The sequence below is a fragment of the Martelella sp. UBA3392 genome (genome assembly GCF_002358775.1).
Taxonomy (GTDB): Bacteria; Pseudomonadota; Alphaproteobacteria; order Rhizobiales; family Rhizobiaceae; genus Martelella; species Martelella mediterranea.
Genome location: NZ_DEPM01000290.1, coordinates 1 through 12,563 on the forward strand (window position 1 = coordinate 1; position 12,563 = coordinate 12,563).

Here is a 12,563-nt window from a genome sequence, read left to right on the forward strand (position 1 = left end):
GCCGAACTGGCTGGATTATCGCGAGGAACACGCGATCGCGCCCTATGGCGAGGTCAAGGGCTGGCGGGTTTATGCCATCGATCATTCGATGTCGGGTTTTCTGGGTTGCGGCGCGGTGAAGGCGGAGCCCGCCGGGCCGCTGGTTCTCGAAAACTATCAGGGCAACTGGCAACTCGTCGTGCCGACGGGTCGCAGCGATGCGGACCGCTATGACGGCGCGCTGATTTCCTTTGACGGCCGCGATATCGACTCGCAGTTCGGCTTCGAGGGCGGACACGCGGTTTCCCATCTGACCCGGGACGAGGTCGGATTCCTGATGCAGGCGGCCTCGCTGACGGTCGCGATCAACGATGAAAAACCGCTCCGCTTCAACCTTTCTGGCTCCACCGCCGCGGTGCTGAAGATCCGGGAATGCCTCGAAGGACAGGGTACATCGCCCTCCACCGGCGCGATGCCGGCCGCCGCGGACGACGAGACCGTCTATGTGCCCTCGGTCGAAGCCTGTCTTGGCGGCATCGCCACGGAAACCACCGGTGCGGCGCGCAAGATCCGGTTCACCGCCGACCGCTCGCTCGATTTCCCATTCGATCTCTACTGGATCGATTTCGACGGCAAACGGCAGCCCTACGCCCGTCTCGCCCCCGGTCAGTCGATCGACATGGAAACCTATATCGGCCACCAATGGGTCGCGGAACTGGACGATGATGCCTGCGCCTATGCCGAGATCACGCCCGGCCTTGAGACCGTGATCTTCAAATACGAGGATTTCTGAGGAACGCTGACCGCGTTGGGCGAACTATTCGAACAAAAGAGAAAATGGCGCGTCGCACCGGGCGAAGATGAGAACTATGTCTAAGCTATAGCCCTCTTTTAAGCTGAGGAGGACTACCGTGTGGGGCCTCTCCGCGATTGCTATCCCGCGATCGGCGGATCGAGCCGCGCGAAACCCTCCTGACGGCGATAGGGAAAATGCGGGTATGGCGCGTCGACGGCACTGCTTTTATCCAGCTTGGCGATCTGCTCGGATGAAAGTTTCCAACCGACCGCGCCGAGGTTCTGGAGAAGCTGCGCCTCGTTCCGCGCGCCAATGATGACGGAGGACACGGTCGGCCGCGTGGTTAGCCAATTAAGCGCCACTTGCGGCACTGTCTTACCAACTTCCGCCGCCACATCCTCCAGGGCATCGACAACTCGGAACAAATGTTCGTCCTCGACGGGCGGTCCGTAGCTCGCCGTATCGTGCAAGCGGCTGCCTTCGGGGAGCGGCGTACCACGCTTAATCTTGCCGGTCAGGCGGCCCCAGCCGAGCGGCGACCAGACCAGAGCGCCGAGCCCCTGTTCGGCGCCGAGCGGCATCAGATCCCATTCATAGTCGCGGCCGATCAACGAGTAATAGACCTGATTGGCGACATAGCGCGGCCAGCCATGGCGATCGGCCAGCCCAAGCGCCTTCATGATCTGCCAACCGGAGAAGTTTGAGACGCCGACATAGCGAACCTTGCCGTCACGCACGAGCACATCAAGCGTGGACAACACCTCTTCCACCGGGGTCGCTGCATCGAAGGCGTGCAGTTGCAGGAGATCGATGTAATCGGTGTCCAGCCGCTGCAACGCATCCTCGACAGCCCGGATCAGGCGGAAGCGTGACGAACCGGCGTCATTGGGTCCATCGCCCATGGGCAGGCCGGTCTTGGTGGAGATCAGCACGCGATCGCGCCGCCCCTTGAGGGCAGCCCCGAGAACCTCTTCGGATGCGCCGTTGGAATAGACATCGGCCGTGTCGAACAGCGTGACGCCCGCTTCGAGACAGATGTCGATCAGGCGGCGCGCTTCTTCGACATTCGTGGTGCCCCAGGCGCCGAACAGCGGTCCTGTGCCACCGAATGTGCCTGCGCCGAAGCTCAAGACAGGCACTTTGAGGCCGGAATGGCCGAGAGAGCGATAATGCATGGAATATTCCTTTCAGATGGTGGTGAGAGAGCGGCGGTCTGTCGCGACCGCAATAACCGCGACGGTCATTGCCGCCACGGGAAACAGCGCCGAAACGAGCGGTACGAAGGCCAGTCCGGGGCCGTGGTCGATCACCACGCCGCCGGCCCAGGCCCCCATGGCGTTGCCGAGATTGAAAGCGGCGATGTTGAAGGACGATGCCAGGCTCTGTCCGGCCCCTTCCGCCTTTGACAGCACCCACATCTGGAGCGGTGCCACGGTCGCGAAACCGGCGGTGCCCAGGAAGCCGGTGAGCACAACCGCCGACCCGGGAGAACGAAGACCGATCGCCATCACCGCCAGCACAGCGGCGAGCGTGACAAGTGTGCCGAAGATGGTGGCGAGAAGGTTGCGATCCGCAAGCCTGCCGCCGATCAGATTGCCGATGACGAGGCCGCCGCCGAACACCAGCAGGATCGGCGACACGACCGCCTCGCTGAAGCCGCTGATCTGCGTCAGCATCGGCGCGATGTAGGTGAACACCCCGAAGACACCGGCATAGCCAAGTACGGTCGTGGCCAGACCGAGCAACACAGGCGCACGGAGAATGGCGGCGAGGTCGGAACGCCAGTCCCCGCCTTCGGGCGTTTCGCGATCTGCCGGGACGAGCATCGCGATGACTGCGAAAGCGACAAGCCCGACCAGGGTGACGGCCGCGAAAGTCGCGCGCCAACCGAAATGCTGGCCGATCCATGTGCCGAGCGGCACGCCGAGAATCGTGGCGACGGTCAGGCCGGTGAACATCACGGCAATCGCCGACGCCTTGCGATCGGCTGGGACGAGGCCGGTCGCTACCACCGATCCGACGCCGAAGAAGGTGCCGTGCGCCAGCGCGGTCAGCACCCGTGCTGCCATGAGGAAGCCATAGCTGGGAGCCAGCACACAGGCGGCGTTGCCGGCGATGAAGATCGCCATCAGGCCGAGCAACACGGTCTTGCGGGGCCAGCGGTCGGTCAGCACTGTCAGCACCGGCGCTCCCACGACAACGCCGAGCGCGTAGCCGGAAATCAAGAGGCCCGCCGCCGCAATCGAGACGTCGAAATCGGTGCCGATCTCCAGCAGCAGGCCCATGATGACAAATTCGGCGACGCCGATGCCGAAGGCTCCGGCCGTCAGGGCATAGAGAGCCAACGGCATGATCTGTCCCCCACTGTTAAGGTTCGGGACAAAGATAGACCGCGAAGGCCGTATGATATAGTATGCCGAATGGAACATCATTTATGAATTGAAAGACCAGTGATCAGATCCCAGATCAATCGTTCCGGCGAAATGGAAGTCTTCGTATGTGTCGTGGAACGCGGTGGGTTCTCGGCCGCTGCGCGGGCGTGTCGCATGACGCCTTCCGCCGTCAGCAAGCTCGTCGCTCGGCTAGAGGCCCGGCTCGGCACCCGTTTGGTCAACCGATCAACGCGCGCCTTCCAGCTCACGCCGGAAGGTTGCGCGTTTTACGAACGTGCGACACGAATCCTGGCTGACATCTCAGATGCCGAGCGCAGCGCCGGTGCCGGGGAAGAGCCGGTGGGGCGCATCCGCCTCAACACCAGCTCCTCTTACGCGACCCATGTCCTCGCGCCGATCCTGCCGGAATTTCTGTATCGCTATCCCAGCGTTTCGCTCGACCTCGTCCAGACCGATCTTATCGTCGATCTGCTGGCGGAGCGAACCGATGTGGCGGTTCGCGCCGGGCCACTGAAGAGTTCGAGCCTCGTCGCGCGCAAGCTCGGTGATACGGCGATGATGGTGGTGGGTAGCCCCGCTTACCTTGCCCGTTGCGGCACGCCGCAAACGGTCGAGGATCTTGATCGCCACAACCGTCTTGGTTTCGGCTATGTCCGCACCGTCGACGGCTGGCCGATGAAGACGAATGGCGATGTCGTCGTCGTGCCGGTCGTGGGACGGGTTCAAGCGAGTGATGGAGAAGGCCTGCGGCGGCTTGCGCTCGGTGGTGCGGGTCTTGCGCGCCTTGCCGCTTTCACGGTGCGCGACGACATCACCGCTGGCCGCCTTGTGCCGGTGCTTGAACCCCTGAACCCCGGCGACCGCGAAGCCTTCCACGCGATCCATATCGGTCAGGGCGGCCCGCTCCCTTCGCGAGTGCGGGCGCTGCTGGATTTCCTGGGAGAGCGCGGCCGGCTTTCCTAAAGCCGGCGGCTACAGGGTAGAAGCGGTAATATCGGGCAATCGGCGGAAATCAGTCCGCCAGAAATCTTACTTAGGAGAATTTGGCGCGCCCGACAGGATTCGAACCTGTGACCTTTGGAATCGGAATCCAACACTCTATCCAGCTGAGCTACGGGCGCTTCGGGCAGGCGTTGGCCGCCTGCGCGGACTGTTTAACCCAGCTTGCGGGCGGCATCAATCGCAAAAATAACGTGGCGTCAAAAACGATGCCGATCGAGGTTGCGCGGGGGAGGGAGGGGCTGGTGTCCGCGTCTGTTAGACCAAAGGATAAGGCGTCTCCGCGCCCGTCCCGCGATCGCGCAGCGGGGTGGGCTGAAAATTCAACGGCTTAGATAAAGTGCCGACCGCAAATATAGCAGAATTGGTATATCAGCTTCGTTGATCTCAATTTGACACCGGCGTCGTTCTGATAACACCCTTGCGGCGCGATCTGCGTTTTGCAACCGCACGGGTTGCGAAGGGGAGGACCTGAGCGCCGGCACGCCGGCCGAGGCGCGGAGCGAACAGATATTCGCGAATTGGGAGAGAGCTATGAAATTGTTAGTTTCCGCATTTGCCGTTGCGGCAGTGACGGTTGCGTCGTTTGCCGCGCCGAGCTTTGCGCAGGACAAGGGCACGATCGGGATCGCGATGCCGACCAAATCCTCGGCGCGCTGGATTTCGGACGGGCAGTCCATGGTCGAGCAGTTCCAGGAGGCGGGCTACGCCACCGATCTGCAATATGCAGAGGACAATATTCCCAACCAGCTGTCCCAGATCGAAAACATGATCACCAAGGGCGTCGATGCGCTGGTGATCGCCTCGATCGACGGCACCACGCTTTCCAACGCGCTGGCGAATGCCGCCGCCTCGGGCATTCCGGTGGTTGCTTATGACCGGCTGATCCGGGAAAGCCCGGATGTCGACTATTACGCCACCTTCGACAATTTCCAGGTCGGCGTGCTGCAGGCCGAAAGCCTGGTCGATGGCCTGAAGCAGCGCTTCCCCGACACCAAGCCCTGGAATGTCGAGCTGTTCGGCGGTTCGCCGGACGATAACAATGCCTATTTCTTCTATGACGGCGCGATGTCGGTGCTGCAGCCGCTGATCGACTCCGGCGATATCGTGATCCCGTCGGGCCAGATGGGCATGAACCAGGTCGGCACGCTGCGCTGGGACGGCGCGGAAGCCCAGGCCCGGATGGACAACCTTCTGTCGGCCAACTACACCGACAAGCAGGTCAACGGCGTGTTGTCGCCCTATGACGGCCTGTCGATCGGCATCCTGTCCTCGCTGAAGGGCGTGGGCTATGGCACCGGCGACCAGCAGATGCCGATCGTGACCGGCCAGGATGCCGAAATCCCCTCGGTCAAGTCGATCATCGCCGATGAGCAGTATTCGACGGTGTTCAAGGACACCCGCGAGCTTGCCCGCGTGACGGTCGGCATGGTCGATGCCCTTCTTGCCGGCGGCGAGCCGGAAATCAACGATACCGAGACCTATGACAACGGCGTCAAGGTGGTCCCGTCCTATCTGCTGTCGCCGGTCTCGATCGACGCCTCCAACTGGGAGGAAATCCTGGTCGACCAGAGCGGCTACTATACCCTTGACCAGCTCAAGTAATCACCACAAGGGCGGGCGTTGCGGCGCCCGCCCTTTCCGGTGCGAAGGAGTTTTCTTCGTTCCTTTTTGACTTACGTGCCTCAAATATCGCTGGCGACTGCCGGCCTGGGGCCGAAATCCCTCCGCGACAGCGGAGGCGCATTCATGAGACGGGCCATACCGGCCTTCAACGGGAGAGAGACATGAGAAAGATTATCTCCATTTTCGCAGCCGCCTCTGTCGCGGCAATGGCTATTGCCGCGCCGGCGCTCGCCGCCGACAAGGGCTATGTCGGCATCGCCATGCCGACCAAGGGCCTTGACCGCTGGAACAAGGACGGCGCGTCCATGGTCGAGCAGTTCGAGGCTGCCGGCTACAAGACCGACCTGCAATATGCCGAGAACGAAATTCCCCAGCAATTGTCGCAGATCGAAAACATGATCACCAAGGGCGTCACCGTTCTGGTGGTCGCGGCGATCGATGGCGGCTCGCTCACCGGTCCGCTCGCCAATGCCGGCGCCGCCGGCATTCCGGTGATCGCCTATGACCGGCTGATCCTCAACACGCCCGATGTCGACTATTACGCGACCTTCGACAACTACAAGGTCGGCGTGCTGCAGGGCAACAGCCTGGTGGAGGGTTTGAAGGAGCGCTTCCCCGATGTGAAACCCTGGAATGTCGAGCTCTTCGGCGGGTCCCCGGACGATAACAACGCCTATTTCTTCTATAATGGCGCAATGTCCGTGCTCCAGCCGCTGATCGATTCCGGCGATATCGTCATCCCGTCGGGCCAGATGGGCATGGACAAGATCGGCACGCTGAACTGGTCGAACGCCGCCGCCCAGGCGCGCATGGATAACCTGCTTTCGGCCTATTACACCGACAAGCCGCTGCACGGCGTCTATGCCTCCAACGATGACCTTGCCATGGGCTCGATCTCGTCGCTGAAGGGCATCGGCTATGGCTCCGGCGACATGAAGATGCCGATCATCACCGGCCAGGATTCCAACCTGCCGAACGTCAAGGCGATCATCGACGGCGACCAGTATTCCTCGATCTTCAAGGATACCCGCAAGCTTGCCGGCGTCACCGTCGGCATGGTGGAGGCGATCGGCGAGGGCAAGGAACCTGAAGTCAACGACACCAGCACTTACAATAACGGCGAGAAGGACGTGCCGTCCTACCTGCTGGAGCCGGTGATCGTGACCCAGGACAACTGGAAGCAGATCCTGGTCGATGACAGCGGCTACTACACCATGCAGCAGATCGAGAATTGATCGTCTGAGGCCAGTTCAATGGGCCCGTCGCCGGCATTTCCGGCGGCGGGCTGACGCACGCGAGCCCCAGGGGCTTGTCGGTAAGGCGTCGAAGGAATGGGTGGCGCTCGACGCGCGATCCGGTGCCAAACGGTGACAGGTGTCATGACAACATTGCTCGAAATGCGAAAGATCACGAAGACCTTTCCCGGCGTGAAGGCGTTGAGCGACGTCGATCTGAAGGTCGAGGAAGGGGAGATCCACGCGCTGGTCGGCGAGAACGGCGCGGGCAAATCCACGCTGATGAAAGTGCTTTCCGGGGTCTATCCCCACGGCTCCTATGAGGGCGAAATCTACTATGCCGGTGAACTGGCGACCTTTTCCGGCATTGCCGACAGCGAAAAGAAGGGCGTCATCATCATTCACCAGGAGCTGGCGCTGGTGCCGCAATTGTCGATTGCGGAGAATATCTTTCTCGGAAACGAGGTTTCGCGGGCCGGCGTGATCGACTGGCCGGAGACCTTCGATCGCACCGAAAAGCTGCTCAGAAAGGTTGGCCTCAAGGACCCGCCGGCAACGCTGGTGGAAAAGATCGGCGTCGGTAAGCAACAGCTCGTCGAAATCGCCAAGGCGCTGTCCAAGGATGTCCGGCTGCTTATCCTGGATGAGCCAACCGCGGCGCTATCGGAATCCGACAGCGCCAAACTTCTCAAACTGTTGCTCGAGCTGAAGCAGCAGGGCATCACCTCGATCCTGATCTCGCACAAGCTGAACGAGGTCGAACAGGTCGCCGACAACATAACGGTGCTGCGCGACGGCTCCTCGGTCGCCGATATCGATTGCGCCGCCGAGGACGTGAGCGAGGCCCGGATCATCCAGGCCATGGTCGGCCGGACCATGGAGAACCGCTATCCTGGCCGTGAACATAAGGTTGGCGAGGAGCTGATGGCGGTGAAGGACTGGAATGTCTGGCACCCCGAACAGGCCGACCGCAAGGTGATCAAGAATGTCGCCTTCAACGTGCGCGCCGGTGAAATCGTCGGCATTGCCGGCGTGATGGGGGCAGGGCGCACAGAGCTCGCCATGAGCATTTTCGGCCACAGCTATGGCCGCAATATCTCCGGTGAGGTCTGGCTCGGCGGCGAGAAGGTGGACGTCTCCACCGTGCCGAAGGCCATCCATGCGGGGCTTGCCTATGTGACGGAGGACCGGAAAGGCCTCGGGCTGATCCTGGACGAACCGATCACCCGCAATGTGACGCTCGCCCATCTTGGCGGGGTATCCCGATACGGGGTGCTGAACTCCGCCGAGGAGACCAAGACATCCGAGCATTACCGCAAGGCCATGAATATCCGCACGCCGACGGTCGCCCAGCGCGTGGTCAATCTTTCGGGCGGCAACCAGCAGAAGGTGGTGCTGTCGAAATGGCTGTTCACCCAGCCCGACGTGCTGATCCTGGACGAGCCGACGCGCGGAATCGATGTCGGCGCCAAATACGAGATCTATACGCTCATGAACGAACTCGCCGCAGAAGGCCGGGGCGTCGTGATGATCTCGTCGGAAATGCCGGAGCTGCTCGGCATGTGCGACCGCATCTACATCATGAACGAGGGGGCATTGGTGGGCGAACTGAGCGCTGAAGAGGCGAGCCAGGAACGCATCATGTCCTTCATTGTCAGGAAATGAGAAAGCGATGAATACACCCGAGGAAACCACGGCGGACGAACACAAGCCCTCGATCCGCTCCTATCTGACACTCAGGATGCGCGATTACGGCATCCTGCTGGCCCTGATCGTCATCATCGCGTTTTTCCAGGTCGTCACCGACGGCGTGCTGATGCGACCGGTCAACATCACCAACCTGTTCCTGCAGAATTCCTATGTGATCATCATGGCGCTCGGCATGCTGATGATCATCGTGGCCGGGCATATCGATCTTTCGGTGGGCTCGATCGTGGGCTTCATCGGCGCGCTGGCCGCGGTGATGATCGTCCACTGGCAGGTGCCGGTCATCGTCGCCTTTTTTGCCTGCATTTTCGCCGGCATGCTGATTGGGGCGTGGCAGGGATATTGGGTCGCCTATTGGCGCATCCCGTCCTTCATCGTCACGCTCGCCGGCATGCTGATCTTCCGCGGGTTGTCGCTCTGGATTCTCAACGGCCAGTCGGTGGGCCCGTTCCCGGGTTCCTTCCAGCTGCTGTCGACCGGCTTCGTGCCGGATCTCTTCGGCGTCGGCCGGCCCAACATGACGGCGCTTGTGGCCGGCATCATCGCCGCCGCCGCGATCGTCTATCTCGCCTGGCGGTCACGGGCGCGCAACGTCGCCTATGGCATCGAGGATGAGCCGCTGTCCTTCTTCCTGGGCCGAAACATCATCGTCGCCGGCGTGCTGGTGTTCGTGTCGTGGAAGCTCGCCTCGTTCCGCGGCCTGCCGAATGTGCTGATCTCGATGGCGATCCTGACGGTGATCTACACCTTCATCACCGAAAGCACGACCTTCGGACGCAGGGTCTATGCGATCGGCGGCAACGAGAAGGCGGCCGCCCTTTCAGGCATCAACACCAAGCGGCTGAATTTCATCGTGTTCGTGAACATGGGCATGCTGGCCGCTCTCGCCGGTCTGGTGTTTGCCGCCCGCCTCAACATCGCCACGCCCAAGGCCGGCAACGGTTTCGAGCTTGATGTGATCGCGGCGGTGTTCATCGGCGGCGCGTCGATGTCGGGCGGCGTCGGCAAGATCGTCGGCGCGGTGGTCGGCGCCTTCATCATGGGCATCATGAACAACGGCATGTCGATCATGGGCATCGGCATCGATTACCAGCAGGTGATCAAGGGCCTGGTGCTGCTCGCCGCCGTCGTCTTCGACGTCTACAACAAGAACAAGGCCTGATTGTCCGCGAGAAAGGCAGGGCGTTATAGCCCTGCCGCTCCGGCCGTTATGCGTCACCCCGACACGAAAAACCCCGGCACATCGGGGGATGATGTGCCGGGGCGCGGGGCGCACCCCCTTTTTCCAGACTGCCGGACGAGCCGGCACCTTGGCGCGTCTGGATAGGGCAATAACGCGTCATCTCGCAAAATGGACCAAAAGAAAAGTAAAAAATTTAACAATTGGGGCGCGCGCCCGAATATCCGGGCTCTTGCGGCCACGCGGGAGGGCAGCGCACGACAGGCGCAACCACCTCTGAAATAGGGCGCTGGCGTCGGGCGTCTACCTGAAAGACGAATGTGGACTTGCATTTCCGCCGCCCGACAAGGTCAAAAGCCTTGCTTGGCTGGATCATCGGGAGGTTGGTCTGAACCACCCGATGATCTCCGGGAAATGGATGGGTAATGCCAGGAGCCGATGGTTTCAGACCCGTGCGTCGACCGCTTCTTTTTCCGGGATCGAAGGCTGGGCGCCGGGCTTGAGGCAGGCGAGCGCGCCTGCGACGGCGGCGCGGTGCGCGGCCTTTGCGAAGGGCAGCCCCTGATCGAGCCCGCTTGCGAAATAGCCGCAGAAGGTGTCGCCGGCGCCGACGGTATCAACCGGGTCGATCTTCAGAGCGTCGATGCGGTGGAAGTCGCCCTCATGCATGGCAACCACGCCCTCGGCCCCGAGCGTGATGACGATGGTCTGGCCGGTTTCGTCATGGCGGGTTTTTAGCATGGCGATCCGCCCTTCGCTGCCGAGTTCTTCGGCCCCGACAAGCCGCTCGAATTCGGTTTCGTTGGCAATCACGATATCGGCGAGCGCGCCAAGCTCGGCCGCTTCCGGCGTCAGCGGCGCGGTGTTGAGGATCGTACGGATGCCTTTCTCGCGGGCGCTCTTGAGCGCTTTGCGGATGGCATTGGCTGGAATTTCCAGCTGCAGCACCAATATGTCGTCTGCCGCCATTCCCGCCACGACAGCCTCGGCATCTGCCTCGGTGACTTCGCCATTGGCCGCGGCATTGATGACGATCACGTTTTCGCCGTCGCCGCCGACAAGGATCATCGCCGTGCCGGTGGGGCCATTGGTGGTTTTCACGGCTGAAAGGTCGACGCCGGCCTCGGCAAGAAGGGCGGTTGCGGCGGATGCGAACTCGTCATTGCCGACAGCCCCTGCCATGGCGACAGCGGAGCCGGCGCGGCGCGCGGCAAGCGCTTGGTTTGCGCCCTTTCCGCCCTGGGCGGTGGCAAAGGAGGTGCCGGCCACGGTTTCGCCTGGCTTCGGCAGGCGCGGCGTGGTGGCGATGAGATCCATATTGATGGAACCGAAAACTGTGATCATGGCAGTACTCCCGTCAGCCTCGCCTGGTCAACGCGAAGACTTCCGCCGGAAGGCGAGACCGTCTTCCACGCCCCGCCGATCCAGCACACTCAAACATCGCATCCAGTCAGCCGATCGCGAAACCGGCCGCCAATGCATTCCCTTGCGCTTTTATTGCGCGCAAGCGGCGATGGCAATCAGTCCTCGTCGACGACGCGCAGTTTCATGCGGCCTAGCCCCTGCTGTCCCTCATCAAGGGTGGAGGACGGCTCTGCCTCCTTTCGACCGGTCTCGAATTCCAGCGTCGCGATCCGTTCGCCGCGCCGGGCGATCTTGCCCGTCGATATCCGGATCGTCTCGACATCCTGGCGGGCCTGGTTGAAATGGTTTTCCAGCTTTGCCACGCGCTCGTTGAGGCGCGTCAGGTCCGCCAGCAGATTGGCAACCTCACCCTGTATCAGATGCGCCTGTTCGCGCATCCGCTGGTCCTTCATCACCGCCTGCACGACCTGGATCGACAACAGCAGCAGCGTCGGTGAGACGATCACCACGCGCATGGCATGGGCGCGCTGGACGACCGCCTCGTAATGCTCGTGGATATCGGCGAAAATCGATTCGGAGGGCACGAACAGGAAGGCCGTGTCCTGGGTTTCTCCGGGCAGCAGATATTTGCCGGCAATATCGCGGAGATGAGTCTCGAGATCGCGGCGGAAACGCTGGCTGGCGGCGCGCGCTGCCTCGTCGCTTTCCGCCGCGCGCATCGCGTTCCAGGATTCGAGCGGGAACTTGGCGTCGATGATCAGGGGCGGCGCGCCATTCGGCATGTCGACCACGCAGTCCGGGCGGGTTCCGTTCGACAGCGTCGCCTGGAACCGGTAGCTGCCGGCAGGCAGGGCATCGGCGATGATCGCCTCCATCCGCCCCTGACCGAAAGCGCCGCGGGTCTGCTTGTTGGAAAGGATTGCCTGCAGGCCGACCACGTCCTTGGCCAGCGACTGGATGTTGTTTTGCGCCGCGTCGATGACGGCGAGACGTTCCTGCAGGCGTCTGAGGTTCTCGTGGGTGGTCTGGTGCTGCTGGTGCAGCGTGGTGCCGATCCGCTGCGAAAGCCCGTCCAGGCGGGATCCGAGCGCGGCATTCAGCTCCGACTGGCGGCTGCCGAACAGTTCCGCCATCGTCGCCATGCGGCCCTGCATCTCGCTCTGGGCCTGCACCAGTTGCTGCAACTCGCGTTCGAGGCCCTTTTCCTGCCGCCCGCCGCTTCGGCGGGCCAGGAGAATGAAGAGAGCGGCAATCAGAATGCACAACGCCCCGGCCATGGCGAG

9 protein-coding genes, 1 tRNA gene and 1 pseudogene are annotated in these 12,563 nt (G+C 62.2%); 6 read left to right on the plus strand and 5 right to left on the minus strand.

Annotation, left to right across the window (positions count from 1 at the left end):
- Positions 1-772 (plus strand): annotated as a pseudogene (locus B4E36_RS22720) (hypothetical protein); the annotation flags it as partial.
- A gap of 140 nt (positions 773-912) precedes the next feature.
- Here B4E36_RS22720 and B4E36_RS22725 read toward each other — a convergent pair.
- Together B4E36_RS22725 and B4E36_RS22730 are read right to left on the minus strand one after the other, a co-directional pair.
- Positions 913-1,950: an aldo/keto reductase gene (locus tag B4E36_RS22725; protein WP_292058217.1), complete on the minus strand. Its 1,038-nt coding sequence runs from the start codon at positions 1,948-1,950 to the stop codon at positions 913-915.
- Positions 1,951-1,962: 12 nt separating this feature from the next.
- On the minus strand, positions 1,963-3,126 hold the full coding sequence (locus B4E36_RS22730) for an MFS transporter (RefSeq protein ID WP_292058219.1): 1,164 nt from the start codon (positions 3,124-3,126) through the stop codon (positions 1,963-1,965).
- 132 nt (positions 3,127-3,258) lie between these two features.
- Between B4E36_RS22730 and B4E36_RS22735 the strand changes: the two genes are divergently transcribed.
- Positions 3,259-4,131 (plus strand): LysR family transcriptional regulator, encoded by an 873-nt coding sequence (locus B4E36_RS22735; protein ID WP_414673816.1) that lies wholly within the window; start codon positions 3,259-3,261, stop codon positions 4,129-4,131.
- 81 nt (positions 4,132-4,212) lie between these two features.
- Here the strand turns inward: B4E36_RS22735 and B4E36_RS22740 are convergent.
- A tRNA-Arg gene (locus B4E36_RS22740) sits at positions 4,213-4,289 on the minus strand.
- A gap of 412 nt (positions 4,290-4,701) precedes the next feature.
- Between B4E36_RS22740 and chvE (B4E36_RS22745) the strand changes: the two genes are divergently transcribed.
- From chvE (B4E36_RS22745) to mmsB, 4 genes are all read left to right on the plus strand, one after another.
- The gene (gene chvE / locus B4E36_RS22745; protein WP_292058224.1) at positions 4,702-5,772 is read left to right on the plus strand and encodes a multiple monosaccharide ABC transporter substrate-binding protein; all 1,071 of its coding nucleotides are present in this window, start codon (positions 4,702-4,704) and stop codon (positions 5,770-5,772) included.
- Between the two features lie 182 nt (positions 5,773-5,954).
- The gene (gene chvE / locus B4E36_RS22750; RefSeq protein ID WP_292058227.1) at positions 5,955-7,028 is read left to right on the plus strand and encodes a multiple monosaccharide ABC transporter substrate-binding protein; all 1,074 of its coding nucleotides are present in this window, start codon (positions 5,955-5,957) and stop codon (positions 7,026-7,028) included.
- Positions 7,029-7,172: 144 nt separating this feature from the next.
- A complete protein-coding gene (gene mmsA, locus B4E36_RS22755) occupies positions 7,173-8,693 on the plus strand; it encodes a multiple monosaccharide ABC transporter ATP-binding protein (protein WP_292058230.1) in 1,521 nt (506 codons plus the stop codon).
- Positions 8,694-8,700: 7 nt separating this feature from the next.
- Positions 8,701-9,897: a multiple monosaccharide ABC transporter permease gene (gene mmsB, locus B4E36_RS22760; RefSeq protein ID WP_018065407.1), complete on the plus strand. Its 1,197-nt coding sequence runs from the start codon at positions 8,701-8,703 to the stop codon at positions 9,895-9,897.
- Positions 9,898-10,359: 462 nt separating this feature from the next.
- On the opposite strand, the gene B4E36_RS22765 is transcribed toward mmsB, so the two are convergent.
- On the minus strand, positions 10,360-11,259 hold the full coding sequence (locus B4E36_RS22765; protein WP_292058231.1) for a ribokinase: 900 nt from the start codon (positions 11,257-11,259) through the stop codon (positions 10,360-10,362).
- 176 nt (positions 11,260-11,435) lie between these two features.
- Positions 11,436-12,557, minus strand: coding sequence for a DNA recombination protein RmuC (locus B4E36_RS22770; RefSeq protein ID WP_345900847.1), 1,122 nt, complete (start codon positions 12,555-12,557; stop codon positions 11,436-11,438).
- Positions 12,558-12,563 lie beyond the last annotated feature (6 nt).

Coding starts and splice junctions, on each gene's coding strand:
- B4E36_RS22765 (WP_292058231.1), bottom strand. CDS start 11,259: ATGATCACAGTTTTCGGTTCCATCAATATGGATCTCATCGCCACCACG.
- chvE (WP_292058227.1), top strand. CDS start 5,955: ATGAGAAAGATTATCTCCATTTTCGCAGCCGCCTCTGTCGCGGCAATG.
- chvE (WP_292058224.1), top strand. CDS start 4,702: ATGAAATTGTTAGTTTCCGCATTTGCCGTTGCGGCAGTGACGGTTGCG.
- B4E36_RS22725 (WP_292058217.1), bottom strand. CDS start 1,950: ATGCATTATCGCTCTCTCGGCCATTCCGGCCTCAAAGTGCCTGTCTTG.
- mmsB (WP_018065407.1), top strand. CDS start 8,701: ATGAATACACCCGAGGAAACCACGGCGGACGAACACAAGCCCTCGATC.
- B4E36_RS22770 (WP_345900847.1), bottom strand. CDS start 12,557: ATGGCCGGGGCGTTGTGCATTCTGATTGCCGCTCTCTTCATTCTCCTG.
- B4E36_RS22735 (WP_414673816.1), top strand. CDS start 3,259: ATGGAAGTCTTCGTATGTGTCGTGGAACGCGGTGGGTTCTCGGCCGCT.
- B4E36_RS22730 (WP_292058219.1), bottom strand. CDS start 3,126: ATGCCGTTGGCTCTCTATGCCCTGACGGCCGGAGCCTTCGGCATCGGC.
- mmsA (WP_292058230.1), top strand. CDS start 7,173: ATGACAACATTGCTCGAAATGCGAAAGATCACGAAGACCTTTCCCGGC.